General features: G+C 68.8%; 35 protein-coding genes. 31 read left to right on the top strand and 4 right to left on the bottom strand.

Translation table 11 applies throughout. From position 1 onward, the window contains the following. Positions 1 to 331: 331 nt before the first annotated feature. From FHS23_RS22745 to FHS23_RS23485, 6 genes are all read left to right on the top strand, one after another. Positions 332 to 580: a hypothetical protein gene (locus FHS23_RS22745; RefSeq protein ID WP_183659507.1), complete on the top strand. Its 249-nt coding sequence runs from the start codon at positions 332 to 334 to the stop codon at positions 578 to 580. Continuing rightward, entirely contained in the window at positions 577 to 828 is a 252-nt protein-coding gene (locus tag FHS23_RS22740; protein ID WP_183659506.1) for a WhiB family transcriptional regulator, read from the top strand. The genes FHS23_RS22745 and FHS23_RS22740 overlap by 4 nt, the downstream gene beginning before the upstream one ends. 160 nt (positions 829 to 988) lie before the next feature. Continuing rightward, positions 989 to 1,348, top strand: coding sequence for a hypothetical protein (locus tag FHS23_RS22735; RefSeq protein WP_183659504.1), 360 nt, complete (start codon positions 989 to 991; stop codon positions 1,346 to 1,348). Beyond that, complete coding sequence (locus FHS23_RS22730; RefSeq protein WP_183659502.1) at positions 1,341 to 1,574, top strand: hypothetical protein; 234 nt, start codon at positions 1,341 to 1,343, stop codon at positions 1,572 to 1,574. The genes FHS23_RS22735 and FHS23_RS22730 overlap by 8 nt, the downstream gene beginning before the upstream one ends. Then, positions 1,567 to 1,776: a hypothetical protein gene (locus FHS23_RS22725; RefSeq protein WP_183659500.1), complete on the top strand. Its 210-nt coding sequence runs from the start codon at positions 1,567 to 1,569 to the stop codon at positions 1,774 to 1,776. Before FHS23_RS22730 ends, FHS23_RS22725 begins: the two co-directional genes overlap by 8 nt. A gap of 115 nt (positions 1,777 to 1,891) precedes the next feature. Next, positions 1,892 to 2,929, top strand: coding sequence for a DUF2637 domain-containing protein (locus FHS23_RS23485; protein WP_183659498.1), 1,038 nt, complete (start codon positions 1,892 to 1,894; stop codon positions 2,927 to 2,929). A 56-nt stretch (positions 2,930 to 2,985) separates the two neighbouring features. On the opposite strand, the gene FHS23_RS22715 is transcribed toward FHS23_RS23485, so the two are convergent. Next, a complete protein-coding gene (locus tag FHS23_RS22715) occupies positions 2,986 to 3,294 on the bottom strand; it encodes a hypothetical protein (protein ID WP_183659496.1) in 309 nt (102 codons plus the stop codon). A 158-nt stretch (positions 3,295 to 3,452) separates the two neighbouring features. Here FHS23_RS22715 and FHS23_RS22710 point away from each other — a divergent pair, with 158 nt between their 5' ends. The 20 genes from FHS23_RS22710 to FHS23_RS22620 all read left to right on the top strand — a co-directional run bounded on the left by FHS23_RS22710 (position 3,453) and on the right by FHS23_RS22620 (position 14,981). Next, on the top strand, positions 3,453 to 3,728 hold the full coding sequence (locus FHS23_RS22710; protein WP_183659494.1) for a hypothetical protein: 276 nt from the start codon (positions 3,453 to 3,455) through the stop codon (positions 3,726 to 3,728). After that, the gene (locus FHS23_RS22705; protein WP_183659492.1) at positions 3,725 to 4,165 is read left to right on the top strand and encodes a hypothetical protein; all 441 of its coding nucleotides are present in this window, start codon (positions 3,725 to 3,727) and stop codon (positions 4,163 to 4,165) included. The genes FHS23_RS22710 and FHS23_RS22705 overlap by 4 nt, the downstream gene beginning before the upstream one ends. A 12-nt stretch (positions 4,166 to 4,177) precedes the next feature. Then, positions 4,178 to 4,660 (top strand): hypothetical protein, encoded by a 483-nt coding sequence (locus FHS23_RS22700; RefSeq protein WP_183659490.1) that lies wholly within the window; start codon positions 4,178 to 4,180, stop codon positions 4,658 to 4,660. A gap of 118 nt (positions 4,661 to 4,778) precedes the next feature. Then, complete coding sequence (locus FHS23_RS22695) at positions 4,779 to 5,924, top strand: hypothetical protein (RefSeq protein WP_183659488.1); 1,146 nt, start codon at positions 4,779 to 4,781, stop codon at positions 5,922 to 5,924. Positions 5,925 to 5,974: 50 nt separating this feature from the next. Beyond that, positions 5,975 to 6,268 (top strand): hypothetical protein, encoded by a 294-nt coding sequence (locus tag FHS23_RS22690; RefSeq protein WP_183659486.1) that lies wholly within the window; start codon positions 5,975 to 5,977, stop codon positions 6,266 to 6,268. Positions 6,269 to 6,376: 108 nt separating this feature from the next. Further along, positions 6,377 to 6,856 carry a PH domain-containing protein gene (locus tag FHS23_RS22685; protein ID WP_183659484.1) on the top strand — a complete coding sequence of 160 codons (480 nt, stop codon included), beginning with the start codon at positions 6,377 to 6,379 and terminating at the stop codon, positions 6,854 to 6,856. 20 nt (positions 6,857 to 6,876) lie between these two features. After that, positions 6,877 to 9,135, top strand: coding sequence for a hypothetical protein (locus FHS23_RS22680; RefSeq protein ID WP_183659482.1), 2,259 nt, complete (start codon positions 6,877 to 6,879; stop codon positions 9,133 to 9,135). Between the two features lie 105 nt (positions 9,136 to 9,240). Continuing rightward, a complete protein-coding gene (locus FHS23_RS22675) occupies positions 9,241 to 9,381 on the top strand; it encodes a hypothetical protein (protein ID WP_183659480.1) in 141 nt (46 codons plus the stop codon). Between the two features lie 25 nt (positions 9,382 to 9,406). After that, complete coding sequence (locus tag FHS23_RS22670) at positions 9,407 to 9,595, top strand: hypothetical protein (RefSeq protein WP_183659478.1); 189 nt, start codon at positions 9,407 to 9,409, stop codon at positions 9,593 to 9,595. A 134-nt stretch (positions 9,596 to 9,729) separates the two neighbouring features. Then, entirely contained in the window at positions 9,730 to 10,728 is a 999-nt protein-coding gene (locus FHS23_RS22665; protein WP_183659476.1) for a hypothetical protein, read from the top strand. Between the two features lie 108 nt (positions 10,729 to 10,836). Continuing rightward, complete coding sequence (locus FHS23_RS22660; protein ID WP_183659474.1) at positions 10,837 to 11,112, top strand: hypothetical protein; 276 nt, start codon at positions 10,837 to 10,839, stop codon at positions 11,110 to 11,112. Then, positions 11,109 to 11,864, top strand: a complete 756-nt coding sequence (locus FHS23_RS22655; RefSeq protein WP_183659472.1) for a metal-dependent hydrolase — start codon at positions 11,109 to 11,111, stop codon at positions 11,862 to 11,864. The genes FHS23_RS22660 and FHS23_RS22655 overlap by 4 nt, the downstream gene beginning before the upstream one ends. After that, entirely contained in the window at positions 11,854 to 12,078 is a 225-nt protein-coding gene (locus tag FHS23_RS22650) for a hypothetical protein (protein ID WP_183659470.1), read from the top strand. Before FHS23_RS22655 ends, FHS23_RS22650 begins: the two co-directional genes overlap by 11 nt. 18 nt (positions 12,079 to 12,096) lie before the next feature. Beyond that, positions 12,097 to 12,222, top strand: a complete 126-nt coding sequence (locus FHS23_RS23655; RefSeq protein ID WP_281372576.1) for a hypothetical protein — start codon at positions 12,097 to 12,099, stop codon at positions 12,220 to 12,222. Positions 12,223 to 12,231: 9 nt separating this feature from the next. Then, the gene (locus FHS23_RS22645) at positions 12,232 to 12,507 is read left to right on the top strand and encodes a hypothetical protein (RefSeq protein ID WP_183659468.1); all 276 of its coding nucleotides are present in this window, start codon (positions 12,232 to 12,234) and stop codon (positions 12,505 to 12,507) included. 19 nt (positions 12,508 to 12,526) lie between these two features. Beyond that, positions 12,527 to 12,778: a hypothetical protein gene (locus tag FHS23_RS22640; RefSeq protein ID WP_183659467.1), complete on the top strand. Its 252-nt coding sequence runs from the start codon at positions 12,527 to 12,529 to the stop codon at positions 12,776 to 12,778. Positions 12,779 to 12,926: 148 nt separating this feature from the next. Beyond that, a complete protein-coding gene (locus tag FHS23_RS23855; protein WP_183659513.1) occupies positions 12,927 to 13,433 on the top strand; it encodes a DNA cytosine methyltransferase in 507 nt (168 codons plus the stop codon). 45 nt (positions 13,434 to 13,478) lie between these two features. Further along, positions 13,479 to 13,937, top strand: coding sequence for an NUDIX domain-containing protein (locus tag FHS23_RS22630; protein ID WP_183659465.1), 459 nt, complete (start codon positions 13,479 to 13,481; stop codon positions 13,935 to 13,937). Continuing rightward, positions 13,934 to 14,563, top strand: coding sequence for an HNH endonuclease family protein (locus FHS23_RS22625; RefSeq protein WP_183659463.1), 630 nt, complete (start codon positions 13,934 to 13,936; stop codon positions 14,561 to 14,563). The genes FHS23_RS22630 and FHS23_RS22625 overlap by 4 nt, the downstream gene beginning before the upstream one ends. A 121-nt stretch (positions 14,564 to 14,684) precedes the next feature. Beyond that, the gene (locus FHS23_RS22620) at positions 14,685 to 14,981 is read left to right on the top strand and encodes a hypothetical protein (RefSeq protein ID WP_183659461.1); all 297 of its coding nucleotides are present in this window, start codon (positions 14,685 to 14,687) and stop codon (positions 14,979 to 14,981) included. A 98-nt stretch (positions 14,982 to 15,079) separates the two neighbouring features. On the opposite strand, the gene FHS23_RS22615 is transcribed toward FHS23_RS22620, so the two are convergent. After that, positions 15,080 to 15,379 carry a HigA family addiction module antitoxin gene (locus FHS23_RS22615; RefSeq protein ID WP_183659459.1) on the bottom strand — a complete coding sequence of 100 codons (300 nt, stop codon included), beginning with the start codon at positions 15,377 to 15,379 and terminating at the stop codon, positions 15,080 to 15,082. Positions 15,380 to 15,389: 10 nt separating this feature from the next. After that, positions 15,390 to 15,668, bottom strand: coding sequence for a type II toxin-antitoxin system RelE/ParE family toxin (locus FHS23_RS22610; RefSeq protein ID WP_183659457.1), 279 nt, complete (start codon positions 15,666 to 15,668; stop codon positions 15,390 to 15,392). 267 nt (positions 15,669 to 15,935) lie between these two features. On the opposite strand from FHS23_RS22610, the gene FHS23_RS22605 reads away from it, so the two are divergent. Next, a complete protein-coding gene (locus tag FHS23_RS22605) occupies positions 15,936 to 16,523 on the top strand; it encodes a recombinase family protein (protein ID WP_183659454.1) in 588 nt (195 codons plus the stop codon). Between the two features lie 143 nt (positions 16,524 to 16,666). Further along, positions 16,667 to 17,899, top strand: a complete 1,233-nt coding sequence (locus FHS23_RS22600) for a hypothetical protein (protein ID WP_183659452.1) — start codon at positions 16,667 to 16,669, stop codon at positions 17,897 to 17,899. Positions 17,900 to 18,059: 160 nt separating this feature from the next. On the opposite strand, the gene FHS23_RS22595 is transcribed toward FHS23_RS22600, so the two are convergent. Next, complete coding sequence (locus tag FHS23_RS22595) at positions 18,060 to 18,662, bottom strand: DUF3800 domain-containing protein (protein WP_221219991.1); 603 nt, start codon at positions 18,660 to 18,662, stop codon at positions 18,060 to 18,062. Between the two features lie 305 nt (positions 18,663 to 18,967). Between FHS23_RS22595 and FHS23_RS22590 the strand changes: the two genes are divergently transcribed. From FHS23_RS22590 to FHS23_RS22580, 3 genes are all read left to right on the top strand, one after another. Continuing rightward, positions 18,968 to 19,303 (top strand): cupin domain-containing protein, encoded by a 336-nt coding sequence (locus FHS23_RS22590; protein ID WP_183659450.1) that lies wholly within the window; start codon positions 18,968 to 18,970, stop codon positions 19,301 to 19,303. Positions 19,304 to 19,443: 140 nt separating this feature from the next. After that, positions 19,444 to 19,740, top strand: a complete 297-nt coding sequence (locus FHS23_RS22585) for a hypothetical protein (protein WP_183659448.1) — start codon at positions 19,444 to 19,446, stop codon at positions 19,738 to 19,740. 141 nt (positions 19,741 to 19,881) lie between these two features. Continuing rightward, the gene (locus FHS23_RS22580; RefSeq protein ID WP_183659446.1) at positions 19,882 to 20,754 is read left to right on the top strand and encodes a recombinase family protein; all 873 of its coding nucleotides are present in this window, start codon (positions 19,882 to 19,884) and stop codon (positions 20,752 to 20,754) included. Position 20,755: the final 1 nt, after the last annotated feature.

Here is a 20,755-nt window from a genome sequence, read left to right as displayed (position 1 = left end):
CAGACAGGACAGAGCCGAATGGTCCGACCCCATCGGCACTGAGCCAGCGATCCCCGTCCGGGGTGGTCGCCTGACCGGGCCTGAGAACCGCATTTGTCGCCTGCTCAAGCTCCCGGGGCCGCCACCACGAACCGGGCCGGTGCATCGGCCGAACTTCAGAGCGCGAGACGACACCCCCGCCTCCACTGCTCCGCCCGACGTGGCTGGGCATGAGGCGGGACACGCACCCGCTTGGCGGGTGCCGCTGCTGCCTAGGCCCCACGCGGTGTCTGGGTAGCGGCGAGATCCGCCAAGTCGTTTCTGACCCGTACTCGCCTGGATTGGAGATCACATGTCCGTGAACACCATCGACCCGCTCGCCGTCGACTTGCCCGGCCTCGAGCCCACCGACGCCGACCTGGTCGCCCTTGAGAACGAGGCCTGGGACGACACCCAGTCCCTGATCGAGGCGCTGCTTGCCGAGCAAGCCGAAGCCACTGACCTTCGCGACCGTCGCGCTCGGTTGGCGCCGGTTCTCGCGCTACCGACCGCCCGCGGCGTCGAGCCGCACGACCTCGACCAGATGGGAGTTGCCGCATGATGCCCGCTGACTGGCGCCTGTCCGCCGCCTGCCGAGGACATAAGGACGCCGACTTGTTCTTCGCCCCGCAGACCCCGGTGAACGTCGAGCGTGCCCTGGAGATCTGCCACGACTGCCCGGTGCAGGCCGACTGCGCAGACGAGGCCCTGACCGCCCGGATCGAGCACGGCATCTGGGGCGGGTTGACCGAGGACGACCGCGCCGCCATCTGGCGCCACGAACTCTGGGAGGCCGCCCAGACCCGGTGATCGGCACCGGGGGAGCGCACCGGCACATGCGCCCGCAGATCACCGCCGGTGCGTTTCCCAGGCCGCCGAACACCAACGGCCTGCCTCTGCACACAGTTCGGCCCCGCCGATAGCCGCCAAGCACACGGGCGGGGGCCGAACACTGCGATTGGAGAACCGCATGACCACCATAGCCAGCCCGGACCCGATCATCGGCCAGCCCGACGGCACCGAAGCGATCGACGCGGCAGGAGGCTCGCTGCCGAACCTCTGGCACGTGCACCGCATGCTGCACACCGTCAAAGACGGCCGCGTGGAACTCTCCACCGACGGTGGGTCCTACCTTGTCGACGGACGCCGGGCCACTGACGTCGAGGTCCGGTTCCTGGACCAGCTCGTCGATTCCGGCTACGTCGAAGGCGATTTCTTCGGTGACGTCGACGGCCGCACGGTGCAGCTCACCCCGGACGGAGACGTCCTGGTTGGCCGGTGGCGCGGGTTCAAGGCCTACACCTCCCGAGGTGGTGGGCGCTGTGGCTGAATCGCTGCTCGCCGCCATCGACCAAGGCCGGGTCACCTGCGGGGCCACTGCCCAGCTGGACGTCGACGGATTCCCGTCGAGTCGCGAGCAGGACGGTGCACTGGCGTCGCTGTTGCTGACCGGCTGCATCGTGCTCAACGCGACTGGCCCGGTCGGTTCGGTTGCCGCGCAGCTCACCCCGTACGGCCGGGAGCTGCTGACCGCCACGGACGCCAGCCATGCCTGAACCCGACCTCGACACCGACGAGCCGGTCATGTCGATCGGCCTGTTGGCCGTGTTCCTGGTGCTGGCGGGGATCGCCGCGGCCGCGCCATTGGCCAGCATCGCCGTTGCTACCGCCACCGGCAACGACCTGGTCGGCGTGACCGGCATCGCGGTCGGTGCCGTCGCTGGCATCGGCGTAACCGTGATCGACAACCGCCCCTGACCTGGTGTTTCGGCACCGGGGGAGCGCTCACCGCGGCCGAAATCCCCCGACGGCCACGGCGGTGAGCGTTTCCCAGGCCGCCGAAGCCATTCCGTACAGCTCTTGGAGGTTTGCTGTGGACGCGCAGCCCACCGCACATGACCAGCCCGACGACGACGGCACCTTCGCCGCGATCGTCGCGCGCCTCGATTTCGACGCCGACGAGCCGACAACCACGCCGACGTCGCCTGGACATCAGCCGGCATCGGCTGAACCTGCCGAGTCCGCGCCGGATTCGTCGGCTGCGGGTGAGGGAGATACGAAGTCCGGGACGACGGTGCGTGCGGCGCTTGCCGACTGGATCTCGGCCCGTGCCGCGACCCTCCGGACCCGCCCGCCCAAGGCCAAGAAGACGCGCAAGGCCGAGGACGACGAGCCGATCACGACCGGCGCGTTCGCCACCGTCATGGCCCTGACCGTGGCCGTTGCTGCTCTGGCGTTCGCGTTGTCGTTCGACATGATGCGCACCGCCGCCATGCGCTACGGCTGGTCTCCGGAGATGGCGGCGCTGTTTCCGGTGCTGGTGGATGTCGGCACGGTCGGCGGTGTGCTGATGGGTGCGATCTCCACCCACCGCATCTACCGCACCACCGGCCACCAGCTCGTCGTGGCCACCCTGGCCGCCTCGGTGCTGTTCAACCTCGTCGGCCACGACATCCGTGGCGGGGCGGCCGCCGGCCTGCCGGCGCACTGGTCGTGGTCCGGCACGTGCGCTGCGGTGCTGGTGCCGGTGTTGTTGGCACTGTTCGTGCACGCCGCCGGCCGCGCGGTGCGGACCTGGGCCGAACAGCGCCGCATCGTCAAGCAGAACGAGATCGGCGAGCGCAATCGTCGGCAGCTGGCCGAGCGTGAACGACGCCAGACGGTCGCCGTCGCGCCGCAGCAGCCTGCCCCGCAGCCGGAAACGGAGAAGGAACCGGCCCCGGCTCCCAAGCCGGCGGCCAAGCCCAAGAAGAGCACGGGCAAATCTGGCCGGTCGTTTGACCAAGAGACCGCCCGCCGCGAGCTCGGCGATGAGTTCGACCGGCTCGGCCCGACCGAGATCAACAAGCGGATGGCGGCGCGCGGCTACGACACGGTGAACCCGTCGACCATCCGCCGGTGGCGCCGGTGAGCATGCAAAAGCGCCCCCGCCCTCGAGGGCGGGGGCGCTGGGCAGGGGCGAGGGGGTTAGTCGCGCCAGCCGCGCGTGGAGGTCGAGACCATCACTGGCTCGTGCGGGAACCGCTCGTGCCAGATCTCCAGTTGGTACTTGGGCAGCCACGAGCTGAACTCGGAGATGCGCTGGTGGTCACGCACGGTGCGCCCTTCGGCCGCTGCGGCCATGTGCACGAAGTGCTTGCCGACGACCTCCTCGCGCTGCTTGTCGTTGTCGAGCTCGAACACCTCAGTCACCGCCCGCGGCTGGCGGTTGATGCGCTGCCCGTCCCTGCGGGTCAGGTGCAGCTCGAAACGTTCGTCACGGTCGCGCCACCCCATGTCGTGTTCCTCCCTCGTTGCTGTGCGGCCGTTTCCGAGATTACCGGCCGTATCCACGTGGTTCCAGAAAGGACTGATCGCTGATGTCTTCTGCCGTTGCTGAGGGTGCTGCCCGTCCGCGCCGGCGAGTTCGGGCAGCTCAGGCCACCGTCGCCCGCGTGGCGGGCCAGAGGGACCGGTTCACCACCGACTACGCCCGCGCCACCACGGCGCAGCAGCGGTTCAACCAAGCTGCCCTGGCGTTGCGATCGGCCGCGGCGCCAGGGCGGCACCAGCCCGACCCGCCGGGCGTGGCCCGGCGGCTGGACCAGATCACCGCGCAGATCGCCGCGCTGGTCGAGGAGCTGCACACCGCCCAGCACGAACACGCCATGACCACGATCCGCGCCGAGGAGCGGCGCATCGCCCGAGCAGAACGGAGACAACGTTCATGAGCGTCGCAACTGACACCCAACCGGAACCAGGGTCTCGCCCCGACTTGCAGGTCGTTCGCGACGAGGACCCGCCAGAACCGCCACCTGAGCACGACACGGAGATCACCGGCCCGGTCCCGGTCCTCGATAGCGAGGGCAACCCCGTCGCCGCCCGCGCGCCGATCGATGTGCGCCTCAAGGAAGCCGCCGTCGGGTGGGTGGCGGCCCGGCCCCGGATGGCCACCCGGCCCCCGTCGATGGCCGAAACGCTGGAGCACTCCCAGCGCGGTGACTGGGCCGCGGCCGACAACGGTGCCAAGCGCGCGGTGCACGGCCTGGCCACGCTCCTGTCGTTTGTCTTGACCTACCCGCTCGATGTGGTGCTGCGGTCCCGCGACAAGCCGATCGCGTTCGTACTGACCATCGCCGTACTCATCACCCTCACCCAACTGCTCTGAAAGGAACGAACCATGTGGGAGATCTTCATCCCCAACTCGATGGCCTACGTCGGCTCGCTCTGCTTAGGGCTGGCGGTCATTCTGGTCCTGGTCGACATGCCCGGTGGGGCGCCCTGGGCGAAGATCGGCGCCGTCATCGCCGTGATCGGCGGATTCGGCGCCCTCGGCGGCGCCGCCGGATGGGTCGGCAACCACATCGTCAACGGCGGCGCGACCGCCGTGTCCTGGGGCGAACGGTGGGCCGGACAGGCAATCGGCACGGCCGCGCTCGCCGTGCTCGTGCTGGGAGGCGTCGCCTGGGCCGCGTCCCGCATCAAGGGCAAGGGCATCGCCACCAAGGGCTCGGGCATGGGCGCGAAGTTCAAGGGCCTGTTGCTGTGCGGCGTGCTGGCTGTCGTCGGCGCTGTGATCGCGGCCGTGATTCCCGAGTTCTACAACGGCGCCGATTGGGTCGTGTCCTCGCTCGGCAACGCCGTGCGGGACCAGATCGTCTGAGGCGCCCCGTTCTGCAGCGCCGTAACGAGGCGCCCACCCACTGGTGGGTTGTCGGGTTCGAGTCCCGATCGGCGCACGCACGAACACCACCCGTCCTCAACCAGGAAGGAGCAGCCTCGTGGAGCTGGCGCTCTTACTTGCCGCGATCACGTACATGGTGCGCGGCAAGTTCGATAAGGACACCTCGCAGGCCGCCTACAAGGCCGGGAAAGAACCGCCGTCGGTGGTCAAACACCGCCGCAAATGGGAACAGGGCGGCGGGAAGGTCGCGGACAGCGGCAAGCCGACAGGGCCGGGCGCGACCCGGCTGGCCTTGTCTCAACGGTGGGCCAACGCCTGCGAGAAGGCCAAGGAACGTTCCGACGACAAGCATCGCCGTTGGCGGGCATGGTTCGCCGAGCAAGCCCCGCAGCGCGACCAGAAATGGCGCGAGAAGCAGACCAACAAGCTCATCAAGTCGGAAAAGCGGGCCGAGAAGTTCGCCCGCGCACGCGGCATTCTGGCCCACCCCATCGCCGCACGTCAGGAACGCGAAGCCTGGGACGAGAACGCCCGCCGTGATGCCGAAGCAGCTCAACAGACCGAGCAGGCCGAGATTGACAAGGGGCAGCGGGCGCAGGCCCAGGACGACGACAAAACCCAGCGGATGCAGTCCTGGCGCGAATCGCTGCGCAAGAACAAGAAGCACATGTCCGCCGAGGCGTGGAATGCGCTGCCGTCGGACCTGCGGGACGAGCTGATCGCCGAGGCCGAAGCAAACGGCGGCAAGCTGGAAGTCGTTGGCCAGGACGGCCACCGGCAGCGTCTGCGCCAGTCCACCGGCCACGACAGCACGCCCGTCACCGAATCCGCATTCGACGAGCCGCCGGCGATCAACCCCGACGAGCCGCCGGCGATCGATCCCTACGAGCAGATGAGCAGCACGCCCACGGGCACCGCATCGACTCCTGTTGTGCCTGCTCAATCGACTGGAACGACCGCAACGACTGGAGGAACCGTGTATCAGGAGGCTGCGCAGAAGCTGAACAACCACGCCGATGAGATCGACGGCTACGCGGCTGCGTTGGCGCAGCTGTCGGATGACATGGGCGGTGTTGGCTGGGGCGCCGAGGTGACCGAGCCGCTGGCCGAGATGCGGGTTGCGCTGGGTCAGGTGTCGACCGTTTACAGCGATCTGGCCGAGCAGATCCTCGCCGAAGGCAACCGCGTCAACGATGCCTACGACGAGGCGCCGTGGGCACCGGACAAGGCCGCCCTCGTCTGACCTTTCCACCTCGATTCCCCGATCAGCACGTTCCAGAAAGGACACAGCCGATGAGTACGACGCCGATGGACGGCACGGCCAGCCCCGAGGAGATCAAGGGCCAGGTGCAGCAGGCCGTGGACGAGTTCGAAGACATGCAGCAGGCCAACATCGCGCTGCACCAGGACCTCGAGTCCGGCGAGTGGGAAAACCTCGACGGCCTGGCCGAAGCGCGCATGAAGCTGGACCAGGCCCGCGACGCGCTGGCCGCGGTCGCCGAGAAGGTCGGCCTGGCCCAGGGAGTCAGCGAGGCCCGCGCGGCCAACCGCATGGTCGGCAACAAGTCCTCGCTCGGCCGGGACTGACCCGCGCGGCTGCCGCCACGGTGACCAGCCAACCCGGCCCACGGCTGGGTTGGCTGCTCGCCGCGACGCCAGCACCGCACCCCACCACTCTTTTGAGAGGAGCCAGCGATGTCGTACCCGTTCGATCAGATCGGCGATGACGAGACCGTGCTCGTGCACTCCCACCAGCACTGGAAGTGCCTGATCCTGCCGGGCCTGGGCGGCGCCGTACTCGCGGTCGCCGCGGCCGCACTCATGGCCGCCGTGCCCGCCGAGGCCGGCCTCATCGTCGCCGCCGCCGCGCTGATCGGCCTTTCCGTGCTGGTGGGCGCGCCGATCGTGCGATGGAAAACCACCCACTTCGTCGTCACCGACCAGAAAGTCATGTTCCGCGAAGGGGTGCTGCGCCGGTCCGGGATGAACATTCCGATCCGCCGCATCACGTCCGTGCGCTACGAGCACGACCTCAACGACCGGATCTTCGGCTGCGGCTCACTCATCGTCGAAGCCATGAGCGAAGAACCGCTGACGTTCACCGACATTCCGCACGTCGAAGCGGTGCACAACACCCTCTACGACGCCTCACTGAACCCCACCTCCGCGCTCTGACCAGGAAGGAATCTCCGGCCATGTCGAAGACCGCCACCCCCGTGAGCAAGCTGACCTCCGCCGACCTGCAGCGCCTGGCCGAGCAGGCCGCTGAGAAGGAAAAGGCCGAGGCCAAGCAGCAGCGCACCGACAAGTTCAAGAAGGCGGCCGGCATGGGCGGCGGCCGGCGGCTGTCGACCGAGCAGAACCTGCGCGTGGCCGCGAAGCTGCAGGAACCGCAGCAGAAGGAGACGGAGCGGCCGTCGGCCGACCAGCTGGCCGAATCCAAGCGGAAGGGAATGGTGCGGGACCGCAACCGGCGGCGCCGCCGCCCCTGGTACGCCACCCTCGCCGTCCTGACGCTGGGCCTGGCAGGTTCCGGCGTGGCCGCACTGCTGTCCGGCCTGGGCGTGTCGATGCTCGTGGTGGCGGCCGTGTTCGCCGCTGCCGGGCCGGTGGTGGCGCTGGGCTGCGCGTGGCGCATGGAGCGCGTGCACCGTCAGCACGTCACGCTCGCCGACCGGCGCGGCGACCAGCCGCCCGAACCTACGCACCGGCGGTGGCTGGTCGAGGTCACACTGGCCGGACTCGGCGGGGGCGCGGTGATCTTCTGGATCGCAACCTCCGGGGTGTCTGCGCTGGTTGTGCTGACACTGCTGTTGGGCACGGTCATGCTGGGCGCGCGGTGGTGGCGATCGCCGCAGAACGCGCTCGGCGTGGACGTGGCGCCGCTGTCCCCGCCGCAGCCCGCTCCGGCGCCGGCGCCCAGCGGCCCGGCCGCGGCGCCGGTCGAGCGGGACCCGTACGCGCTGGCGTGGAAGAAGCTGCCCTCCGGCTTCGGCGTGCTCACCAACCGCACCGCGGATGACAACATCATCCGCTATGACATCGAGCTGACCGGCGAAGTGACCAACTCGACCGTCATGAAGTCCACCGAGAAGATCGCCGGGACGCTCGGCCTGGATTCTCAGCAGGTCATTGTGGAGCCGCCCAAGGCCAACGAGGACGGATTCAAACCGGCCAACCGGGCACGCCTGACGATCATCGTCCGTGACGTGGCTGCTGGCGTGCGCCACTGGAGCGGTCCGAACGTACAGATGAAGCCGGACGGTACCGCCGCCGTGCTGACCAATCTCGCGCGGTTCCGTGATGGGCAGGGCGAGGCTCAGTGCACGATGTGGACCACGGACGGGATGGTGCCGACCACCATCTACGGCGGTACCGGATCAGGAAAGTCTGCCGCGTCTAACGCCCTGACGATCGGTGCCCTGAGCACTGGCCTGCTGAACTCCATCTATGTGGATTTCAAGGGCAACAGCTCGGGGATGCTGCGCAGTCGGGCGCGGATCGTGGTGGTGGGCCGCGATGCCACCACCGACGTGCGCAAGCTGCTCCACCTGCTCACCACGACCCGGCTCCAGAACGACCCGCGGGACAAGCAGTTCCCCACCGCGGATCGTCCCGGCTGGTTCCTGTTCATCGAGGAGATTGCCAAGGGCATCAAGGCCGACCCGAAGTTCGCCCAGGAATCCGAGAACCTGTCCACCACAGCCCGGTCGCTGGGCATCTGGCCCGTGGTCACCGCGCACGACATGCACGGATCGGCGTGGGCAGGGACGAACAACCGGGCTGCATGGGGCAAGCAGGCGTTCGTGTTCTACCTCAACACCTCGTCCGACGATCTGATCAACGGGCTGACCTACCGGCCCTCGACCCTGCCGACCTACGACGAAGACGAAGCAGGCCTCGGGCAGGACGAACAGCCCATCCCGGGCTTCGGCGTCGGGGTGAACACTCGCCGGGCGAACGTGCCGGCCAAGTGGGACTGGCTGCCGGCTGACGACGACCCGGTCGACGGCGACGAGCCGCCGTGGCGGGCCGGCGCGGCGTGGGACGCCTACGTCACCGAGCCCGGCCTGACCCAGGTCGAATACGACGCCCTGGTGGCCGCGTTGGGCGAGCCCAACGCAGATGGCCGGTGGATCATCGGCGTCGGCGGCACTCACCGGTTCCGCGATGAGGAGCAGGACACCAAGTCCGGGACGCGTCGGGTGCGCAAGTCCGGGTTCGGCACGCCCCGCACCAGCACCGACGGCGATGGTGACGGCGGGACGATCGCCGATCCCACCCAGCGGCACGTGTACGAACTCATCGCCGCCGGCACCACACGCGTGGCCGACCTGGAAACAGCGATGTCCAACAAGGCCAGCCGCGCCACGATCGACCGTGCACTCAACGCGCTGGTCGGCGACCAGCAGATCGAACGCACCGGGCGCGGCGAATACGCCGTCGTCGAATAACCACAACCGCACACCTTCCACCGGCGAGGCCGGGACTGTCCACGTGAGAGTCCCGGCCTCGCTCTGTCTCGAAAGGCCCCACCTCATGCGCCTACGAACACGCCGTTGCCGTACTCGGGAGGCGACATCGACGGCCCGTGCGACGTGTGGGAAGCCGCGCCCCCAGAACTGGCAGCCCAGCAACGCGAGCTGCATCAACGCTGCCTGGACGGCGACATCGACCACACCGAACTCGTCCGCTGGTGACCCCCGTACCGAAGGAGAACCCACCATGACCCGCCGACCCGCCTGCAGCTGGTGCGACCTTCCTGCGACCCACACCCAGGTCACGCGCGATGCCTCCGGCCGTCCGGAATCCCGTGACTACGCCTGCGGCGAGCACACCGACCAGTGGCTCCGCCCGATGGAGAAGGCCGTGTTCGCAGGCGGCAGTTACTGCGACGTCGCGACACCGTGCTGATCAGGCACGGACAACCCTCGATTCGAACTATCCGGCTGGGCCGGAGCTCACTCCACGGGCTCCGGCCCAGCCGCTTTTCTGCCCACTCCCACGCATCTGGTCAGCACATATCTGCAGAGAGGACCTGCTCGCTGATGCACCCGCAACGTCACGAACTCTCGATCGAGCCGTACTCGCCGGCGCTGTCGGCGGCGGCCGACCGCATCACCGGTATGCGAGAACGGATCACCACCACTGCCGGCTCCCTGCGGGAGGACGGCACCCGGCGGACCCAAGTCGGCGCCATCGCGGGCGTTGTGCTCGCCGCCGCGGCGGCGGTCGCGGCGGCGATCGCGCTGGGCGATGTCCTGGGTAGCGGTGTGGCGTGGCTGTTCGGCGTGGTCGCCGACGGCGCCGCCGGATTCTGGGATCAGGTGCTCTACCCGGCCGCGGTCATGCCGATCACCCTCTGGTTCGACCTGCACGCGCCCGCGGCGGGGTTCGACCCGTTGGTCATGCTGCTGTGCTGGGCAGCAGCCGGGGCCGGTTTGTGGATCGCCTCGTCCACGGCCCACCGGCTCGGGCTCGTGTGCCTCGTACTGTGGCTGGGCTGGGCCGCGGCCACCACCGCCCTCGCCTACGGCGGGGCCGATCCGGCCGCACCCGCTCTGGCGGCCGGTACGACCGGCGCCGCGCTGGCCCTGCTCACCATGATCGGCCTGGTACAGCTGCCCACTCCGCAGTCGCGGGTGCGGCGCGACGACGAGGCCGAGCTGCGCACGCGGATGGACCGGCAGCAGGCGCTGCTGCATGCCGCCGTCGCAGCCGACGCCCCCAACGGCGAACTCGTCCGGCTGCGCCGGCAGCTGACCGAGACGGTCGAGCGCCTCACCCCGGGCTCGCGGGCATGGATCGAGTGGCGCTCGGCACTGGGACACCAGTGCGACCGGGAGGTGGTGGCGTTCCAGGTCATCGCCTCGAGTGCCGCTGTCGCCGCCGCGTTGCTGCTGCTGGGCGCCACCGGTTCGGCCGTGTTCGCCGTGCTGGCGGTGATCGCCGCCGGCTGGGGCGCCCTGGCCATGGCCACGGCCGACTACGACGAGCGGCACGCCCAGACCGTGCTGCGCCGCCGGGACCTCGCGCTCGTCGACTGACCCATCTGCCGGATCTGCCGGGTGCGGCGCGGACGCACCTTCCACAGCACCACCTGCGCCGCACCCGGTGACCAACTCACCCCACCTGAGAAAGGGGGCGAATCTCCAGTGTTGCACCGACCCGGTGCCTGTCGCCGCTGCGGCAGACCGTTCACCGCCCGACGCCGGCACGCCACCCGCGGTCTGGACCAGACCTGCCGCACCGCCGCCGCGGCCGAGGGTGTGCTGCACACCTACCCACCGGTGCGGCCCGCGATCGACCCGGACCAGCTGGCCACCCTCGAGGCCGCCGGGCTCGACACGACCGCCATCGCACTCCGCCTCGGCGTGACGAGTGCGGGGGTGCGGCAACACCGACGTCGACGGCGGAGGGCCGGGGCATGATGGGCCGCACCCACGCCCTCACCGGCGCCGCCGCCGGCCTCGCCGCCGCACCCCTGGCCGGACTCGACACCCTCGCCCACGCCGCCGTGTTCGCCGTGATCACTGCCGGGTGGGCGATCGTGCCCGACCTCGACCACCCGAGCTCGTCAGCCTCGAGGCTGCTGGGCCCGGTCACACGGTTGCTGTCCTGGCTGGTGCGCACGGGCAGCGGCCTGATCTACCGCGCCACCAAAGGCCCCCGCGACGAGCAAGGGGTTCACCGGACGGTCACGCATACGGGGCTGTTTGCCGTGCTGGTGGGTGTGGTGCTCGGCTGGGCCGGCACGCTCACCGCCTGGGTGCCCGTGGCGGCTGCGGTGTTCGGCGTGCTGCTGGCCGTCGACCGCCTCGGCGGCTGGCTCCTCGGCCTCGTGGCCGGCCTGCTGGCCCTGTGGCTGGGCACCGGCACCACCCCGGCCGCGATGATCGCCGAGATCGGCGAACTGTCCGCGGCAGTCGGTGTGGCCGCCGGGCTGGGCTGCCTGGTCCACACCCTCGGCGACATGATCACCCTCTCCGGCGCCCCGATCCTGTTCCCGATCCCGATCGCCGGGGAGACCTACTACGAAGTCCGCCCGCCCCGCGCTCTGCGGTTCCGCACCGGCGGGAAGGTCGAGAACTGGCTGGTCACGCCGCTGTGCTTGCTGGCGATCGCCGCGGCCACCGCGAGTCTGCTGCTCCCCGAGGTCACCGGAGGCGTCGATGTGGGCTGACCCCAACGTCCGCGCCGTGCTCGTGTTGCTCGCCTTCGCCGCCGCGTACGTGCTCTACGCCCTGATCTGGCCCTTCACGCATTGCGGAGCCTGCGGAGGCGGCAAACGAACCGCGCCGCAGTCGCAGGGCCGCTACTGGCGCAAATGCGGCCGGTGCGGTGGCACCGGCAAGAAGATCCGCCTGTTGGCCCGCATGTTTGGCCGCAACCCCTGACCTGTCAGGAGACACCCGATGTCTGACGACACCCTCACGTTCGACGACCTGCGCGAGCGGGGCTGCATCTGCAGAGTCCCGCCCTTACACCCGGAGACGGGAGCGGTGATCAACCGCGACTGCCCGGTACACGGACTCGACTAGGAGCTGACCATGTGGAGCCTGCTCGTGGCCGCGGCGATCGGGCTGGTTCTCGTCGCGGCCACGGCGGGTGCCGCGCTGGCCTGGCATCTGCGCCGCGCCCGACCCCACACCACCGAACCCGCCCCGTACGAGCCACTCAGTGTCGATCCGCGCGGCCGGTGGCGCATCAGCCGCATCGACGACGCCGCACTCGAACCCGTGCCGTACCAGCTCGACACCGACTCCGACGACGCCGCCGAACCGTTGCGGCCGGCGGCGAAACCACCCCGAACACCCGAGCACTGACCATGCCGAGGAGGACACGGTGACCACTTTGGAAGCCAATCGCGACTACATCGCCGCGACCAGGCACGAACTCGACCTCGACGACGACGAACTCGCCACCCGCATCGCCGACTACGTCGTGGGTGAGCTCGAGCGCCTTGGCAGCTCCAACGCCCGCCTGGTGATGCCCGTCGACGAGCAGGGAGACATTCCAGGCCCGTGCTGCTCGTGGTGCTGGAGCCTGGGTGGGCTGTGCCCGCACATCATGGGAAACGGCACGGAGACGCGCTGAGCACACCTGCCGACACAGCTTCTGCATAACGCCATATACGCATTGGCCTTTCGGGGGCTGCGCCGCCATGCGGTGCAGCCCCCGAACTCCGTTCCACATCCCCATATCGCTGCAGATGAGGAAGGGACTCGACAACGCATGAGTAGTTCTGCTGTTCGCCGACTTCGGCCACGCCCAACACCGCCGCCGATGGTTCCTCATCGCCACCCGCGACGCCCGTGTGAACCTCACACCGCCGGAGCCGACGTTCGTGCCCGCCACCGACGTCCTAGAGGAGCACCTCGGAAAGCGGGTCACGCGGCGGCTCTACGTCGCCGACCAGATCGAGGCGATCACCGACCCCGACGTGCCCCACCTGGTCACCTACCGGCGCCACGCCCGCCCGCGCCGGGCCGACCAGCACCGGCTGGCCACCATCACCGCCGGTGGCAACCACCACGCCGTCGCCACCGTGATCGCTGGCGGCACCGCCTGGCACCGCATGCTCACCAATCGCGAATGCGCCCGCGCCCAAGGTTTTGCCGACGAGCACGAGTTCGTCGGCAACACCGCCGAGGTCAAACGCCAGATCGGCAACGCCGTGCCCGTGGGCATCGCCTCCTGGCTCGGTACCCGCGCCGCCAACGCCCTCACCACCACGCACCTGGCCGCATGACCTGTGGCCACCAACCCCGCGCCCACGTCTCTTCGAGGAGGTCCGATGTCTCGCCACCACATCGCCGCCGACACCGCCGACTGCTGCCTGTTCGGCTACACCGCCGGTTGGCACATCCTGCTGGTGCGCCGCCGCTGGGAACCGTATGCCGGCCGGTGGGCCATCCCGGGCGGCTACGTCGAACCGGGCGAGAGCTCCGAGGTCGCCGCACGGCGCGAGCTCGCCGAGGAAACCAACGTCGCCTGCCATGCCCTGGAGTTCGTGGATCACTACAAAGCTCCCGGCCGCGACCCGCGCGGCGAGGTCACCAGCGATGCCTGGTGGGGCCTCGTGCCCGCACTGGGCGGCATCGGCGGCTGTCCCACGCCGGAGCCGGCCGACGACGCCGCAGACGCCCGATGGTGGCACATCGACCGACTCCCGCCACTGGCGTTCGACCACGGCGACATCATTGCCGACGCTGTCGCGCAGCTGCGCGGTCGACACCACCAGGAGATCCGATGAACAAGAAGCTCGTCACCGCCCTCACCACGCTTGTCGTGGCCGCCGGCGCCTACGTCTACACGGGGGCCGATCTCCCGTTCGCACAGTCCGACACGCCCACCACCGAAGCCGCGCCCGCGGCGGGCGGAGTGGATCTGTCCGAGCTGACCGTCGCCCCGGAAGACACCGGCGCCCACTACGACCGCGAGGACTGGCCCCACTGGTCGAGCGTGGGCGAGGGGTGCGATGCCCGCGATGCCGCCCTCAAAGCCCACGGGCGAGGCGTCACGGTCGGCGATGACTGTGCCGTGTCCGGGGAATGGACCAGCATCTACGACGGCGAGGTCGTCACCGACGCCTCCGAATTGGACGTCGACCACTGGGTGCCGCTGGCTGAGGTCGCCCGTTCCGGCGCCCGCGACTGGAGCGAGGACGAGCGCGAGGCCTACGCCAACGATCCCGACGTCCTCGTGCCGGTCACGGCCAGCTCGAACCGGTCCAAGGGCGATCAGGATCCGGCCACGTGGCTGCCCGAGCAGGACCGCTGCGGCTACGTGGCCACATGGATCCAGATCAAGCAGCGCTACGAGCTCACCGTCGACCGGGCCGAACACGAGGCCCTCACCAGCGTCCTCAAGCGCTGCTGACCCACCAACAGCGCCCCACAACGCGGATCTGGCCGGACCAGCAGGCAGCCACGATTCGACACGGTGACGTTTCACGTGACGAACGAGGACGAGTGGAAGACAGAAGAGAAGGGGAATGAGAATGAGCACGGTGTGGGTCAAGACCGCGCGGACAGCGATCCGCTCGGAAGAGATCATCTCGATCTCAGAGCACCAGGGCAGTCTGTCTGTGACCACAACGGAGCAGAGCGGCGCTTTCGCGCACGGCGAGGGAGAACTTCGGCACCGACGGCACTCCGTCTGCCAAATCGCCGACCTCGATATAGACGACGCGGTCTCTTACCTCGCCGCTCGGATCGGGCAGGCAGCAGCAACCGGCCACGGAGCGATCATCAAGTACCACGACGGAGACCTCCGGACCATCAACACCTCCACGTGACGTCCTACTCAAAGGCCCCTCCTCGGCATCACGCCGGGGAGGGGCCTTTTTGCGTTTCAGAGGTGCCTTCCTCGTGGTTCTCCGATGCGGTCCCACTGCTATGCCGAGATCGGATGGATGCGCTCGAGCTTGTCGCCGAGCTCATCACGCGCGGTCTCGCGGTCGTAGAGCTCCTGCAACCCGGTCCAGAACCCCTCGCTCATGTTGAAGAATCGCGACAGGCGCAGTCCGGTGTCGGCGGTGATGCTGCGAGTTCCGGCGATGATCTGCGACAGGCGTGTCTGGTCGACTCCGATCTCTTTCGCGAGTCGGTACGGGGTGATGCCCATCGGGTCGAGGAACTCCTCCTTGAGGATCTCGCCGGGGTGCACCGGCGGCATGGTTGGCGTGCTGGTCATGTCTCCCTCGCTAGTGGTAGTCGACGATCTCGACGTGCTCGGGGCCGCTGTCGGTCCAGGTGAAGCAGATGCGCCACTGGTCGTTGATGCGAATGCTGTGTTGTCCTGCGCGGTCGCCGCGTAGTTGTTCGAGTCGGTTGCCGGGCGGGACGCGGAGGTCGTCGAGCTGTCCTGCCTTGTCGAGCATCGCGAGCTTCATCCAGGCGCGGCGTCGCACGTCGGGTGGCAGTCGGGTGTCGCGACGACGCCAGATCTTCTCGGTGTTCTTGTTCGCGAACGATCGGATCATGACGCCCTACTGGTGAACTTCACAAGTACTAACGTACTCCACTACTAGTGAGGCTCGCAAGCATCGCCATGGTGCCGCGGGGAGGGGCCGTTCTGCGTGGTGATGAACTGGCCTCGAGCCTGTTCACCAAACGGTCGGTTCCCGAACAGCGCGCACAAGAGGGCGTCCGTTCGCGTGTTTGCACGTCGCGGTGTTCACAAACTCGTTCAAAAACATGTAGGGTGTGGATCAGTTGACGAACACGTTTAACGAACGGAGGCGTGCGCGATGGCGCTCGTGGGCTACGTCCGGGTCTCCAGTAGCGGGCAGGAGACGCAGCGGCAGCGGGATGCGCTCGAGCCGATCTGCGTGCGCGTGTTCGAGGAGAAGATCTCCGGTCGCAAACGCGCGGCCGACCGGCCGCAGCTCTCCGCCGCCGTCGACTATCTGCGGCCCGACGACATGCTCACGGTGCAAGAGGTCGACCGGCTCGGCCGCAACCTCCTCGACGGCCTGCTCGTGCTCTCGGAACTGTTCCAGCGCGGCGTGGCGGTCAAGGTCCTCGAGGGCATCGCCGCCGGCGAGCACCGCGAGCGATCACTCGTGCTCGACCTGGCCCTCGCCCTGGCCGAGGATCGACGCCGCGACATCAGCCGCAAAACCAAAAACGGCCTTGAGGCGGCCAAGCGACAAGGGCGAACCGGCGGGCGCCCGCCCGTCGTCGACGACGACAAGCGCCGCGCCATCCTCGCCCGCCATGACGAAGGCCAGTCGATCCGGCAGATTAGCCGCGGCACCGGCGTCTCCGTCGGCGTGGTCCACCGCGTGGTGACCGAGAACATCGTCGACGACTCCCGTAATGAGGAGCCCCACTGATGTCTGATGACCTGCAGACCCATGACGGATGCGCCCGCCGCCCACGCCTGGCCCTCGTGACGGAGAAGGGGTGACCGGAGGTGGGTTCGAAAGCACTATCAGCCTGGACGGAGCTCAATGACCGGCAACAGGCCACCCTGAAGGTGGTCTTCGAATTGGACCAGGAGGTCGAGTCCGCACGGAGGATCGATGCGGCCAACGGGTACTGGGACAAGCGCCCCGCGGCGGAGTGGCGCCAGATCGACTTTGCCCACGATCCCTCCGACCGTGAGCTGTTCGGAATGACCGAGCTGCAGTCCCGGTTGTCCCGTCAGGGGTGGGATAACCAGGGCAACGGAGCGACGATGGCTGCGCTGGCCTGCCGCGGGCTGATCACGCGCGGCAGCCGCGGCACAGCGCTGGGGCAGATGTACACGGTGGCCCTCACTCGTGCCGGACGTGCCGCCGCCCGCGCGGGCACGTCTCTGACCACAGGTTCGGCACGGAAAGCACCGCTAGGCCACCGGGCGTGGGAGGTGCTGGCTCTGCTGTGGTCTTGCGACCAAGAGGGAACACGGTTGAACTGGGGGCGCTCGAGCACGATCGATCGTGTGCTGATCGACAAGAACAACCCACCGCTGGCCCGTAGGCTCGAGTGGTACGCCGGGTACGAGATCACCGATGCCGGGCGCGAGTTCTACCGCGAGCACTACGCGGCCCACACCGCCGCGCACCCCGACGTGCGCGCCCCACATCCCGATGGCGCCGAGGCCGACCCCTGGCCGGCCCGAGTCGACGAGATCCTCGTCGAGCACCAGCACCACTACCGCGCGCTGCGGACCGCCTGGCACGAGGCGCGTGCCGTGCAGCAGCTGGCCGAGGCCGAGCTAGCCACCGCAGAACCGGAACCGGACCCGGTGCTGCCGGGCGAGATCGCCCAGCTCGCCCACGACCGGCATTCCCTGCGGCAGGACACCGCCCAACAGCGTTCCCAGCTCGCCGCCGAGCACGTCGCCACGATCGGCCAGCATGCCCTGCGGGCGGCGCGCGGCTATGCCGCCTGCGCGCTGGGTGTGTTCAACGCGGCCGTGGCCGGCGCCGACCCGCGTGAGAACCTGACTCCACCAGCCCACAGCGACTCCTGGGACGAATCACGCCTGGCCCCACCCGCCGAAACCGGGATCCACGCCCTCGACACCGACGTCGCGAAACTGCACGCCGCCGCGGTCGGTGCCCCGAAACGCCGCCGCGGACCCGCGCCCAAACCTCGCACGCGCGGACGGGCTGCGACCACCGAGGAGGAGCCACCGGGCAGCAACCTCGTTGCCCTGGCCGACGCCCTGCGAGACCACGCCGCAGGCGGCACGCTCCTCCGTCGACTACACCCCGCCACCTGACAGCAGCACACTGGAAGACACTGGGCTCTGCTGGACCGCAAACGGCACGTGGGCTACCCTTGGACGCAGGAGTTCCGCACCGCGGGTGCGGGGCGAGTCGCAAGGCCAGGTGCTACTCGGGGCAGACCGGGACCCTGGCCTTACGCATGTCTAGGGCCGATCAACAGCCGGTATCCACCGAGATCTCGTACACGCAGTGCTCCAGCACCGCGCGGAACGGTGCCGATTCGTCCTCCCGGCTGGCCCGAACGGCACCTGCCACGACATCAGCTGCCCAGAGAAGTGGCTCGTTCGGTCCGGGCACGTGCTCAACCCGAAACGACGTCCCCTTCGGCAGTTGGTACCGCGCTCCCACGACGGCTTTGACGTCACGTGCGTTGAGCTCTTTGCTTCGACTTTCCATAATCAAACGCTCCGCACCGTAGCTGTGCAGCTCCAACAACAGCGTGCGCAGACACATTGCCCGGGCCCGCTCCTGGCGCTTGTACGGAACCGGAGCTCCCACGGCCACCACATGGAAACCCTCGAGCGCACCAATCTCCTTCGCCGCGCGGTGCTGCTGCGACTGGTTCATCTCGTTCCAGTGAAGCTTGCCGCCACCACGTCGCGGACCACGAAGTCGCTGCAGAACCTCGCGCACCTCGTCTTCATCGGCAGGCTCGAACATCGCCGCCGCGAGCACGTAGTACCCGCCGTCGTGGGCCTCCTTGAATGACTCGTCGGCAAACGCGCACCGATTAGCGGGCGAAGACGGAATGGGCACCGACTCAGGGTACGGCGCGCCCACGACTTAGCGGGCCATCCGCATAGGCGGGAACGATACGATGGTTGAGCGCGGGCCAGTAGGCCTGCGCGCGCAACGAGGTCCAACTCGGGTTCAAACACGTCAAATGGATCAAGGGAATTGAGTTCCTCGAGGACTTCACCGAGATCGGCGGCGGCCAGGGCGGCTACAACAACGACCACGAGTTCTTCGGCTACCGCCAATCCATCTAGCCACTTGACAGAGCGCAGTACCGCAGCGGCATCCAGCCGTCCGCGAACCCCGACGTAGAAATAGGTGCCACCGTGAAGACGAAGTCGTCGCTGACCGCCCTGGCCCGGGAGCAGTTGAAGATTGCCACGGGGGCCTCGAGCGGGCGCAGCGCACACACCGTGTACGGCGGCCACGAGCATGTACTGCGTCAGACCCTGATCGCGCTCGCCGCCGGCCACGGCCTCGACGAGCACAACAACCCCGGCGAGGCCACCGTGCACGTGCTGCACGGGCGGGTGCGCCTCGCCGCCGCCGACATCGAGTGGGAAGGCTCGCCCGGGGACCTGCTCATCGTGCCGCAGGACCGCCACACCCTCCACGCCATCGAGGACTCCGCAGTCCTGCTCACCGTGGGCGCGCACCAGTGATCAGCAGGGAACAGAGGCAACGCCAGCAGCATGCACGCCGCGGACACCCTGTACTGGCTCTCCGACCCTGCCGGCGGTCGAGCAGCTGACCCAGCGCGTCACGCAGTGACGCACGTTCTTCCGCGGAAAGAGAGGCGATCGTGGCGGACACTGCACGGGGTCACGGCACCGATCGGTATGCGATGTGGCAACGCATGCTGCGTGCCCTTGACGAGTTGGATGCGGCGTGGCGCGAGGTGCACGCGGCTGAACCGGACGCGCCTATGGCACTGACCGGAGACATCGTCGTCAAGCTTGCCGGTGCCACCGGGCGCGGCACGGTCGCGATCGCAGGGTTGGCCGAGATTCTGGAGCGGCGACTTGACAGTGGTGGTGCGTTTCGGGACGCGACCCAGGCGTTGCACGACGCGCGTGACCGGTGGCCGCCAGGCGGGTGAGAGTCGAGTTCATCGCACAAATGACCAGTTGTGACAGTTCTGCGAACGACCCGATCCGCCCGGGGTTTCCGCAGGTCGCGATTCGCACAACACCTCTCATAAATGAGACCACTTTTGAGAGAGTTCTGCGAGAGTGACGGCATGCAACGCGGACCCGACGACGCCACGGCCGCGGTCGAACGCCACCCCTGCCCGCAATGCGACGTGCCCGCCGGCAGCGCCTGCCGCACCCGCGCCGGGAAGACCGCCGCGAAATACCACACCGCGCGGTTCATCCTCGTGCCGTCACTGCGCGATGAGCTCACCGTGCCCGTCCCTGCCGACCGGGGGCCGGGCAAGAAGTGGACGCAGGGCCCGGAGGTCGCCGCGGCGAAGCCGGAGACACACGGGGCGCCGATCCGGATCGGCTACGCTCGCTGCTCCACCGCCACCCAGGAACTGCACAGCCAGCTCGACGCGCTCGCGGCCGCACACTGCACCAGGGTGTTCTCCGAGACGATCAGCACCCGCATCAAGATCCGCCCCGAACTGGAGAAGGCACTCACCCTCGCCCACGAGATCAAGACCGCCGCGCCGGACCAGCCGGTGATCGTGACCGTGCACGAGATGAAACGCCTCGCCCGCAACGCCGCCGAACTGATGACGCTGTCCGCCCAGCTCCAGGGCGGCGGGGTGCAGCTGGAACTGCTTACCGGACCCCTGACCGGGATCTACGACCCACACGGCATGGGCTCCATGCTCTTCGCCGTGCTCGCTGTCGCCGCCCAGCTCGACCGCGACTACATCCGCGAGAAAACCCTCGAAGGCCAGCAAGCCGCCGCCGCACGCGGCAACCACGGCGGCCGCCCCAAGGTCATCGACGAGGACATGCTGGTCTTTGCCCGCGCGCTCCGCGACAAGGGCACCCCGATGCCCGACATCGTCAAGAAGCTGACCATCAAAACCGGCAAGAACGCCGGCCAGCACCCCTCAGTCGCCTCGCTCTACCGCGCCCTCGCCGACATCAACTCCTGAC

The organism is Prauserella isguenensis (genome assembly GCF_014191605.1).
Lineage (GTDB): Bacteria > Actinomycetota > Actinomycetes > Mycobacteriales > Pseudonocardiaceae > Prauserella > Prauserella isguenensis.
This window is presented reverse-complemented; position numbering and strand designations above follow the sequence as displayed.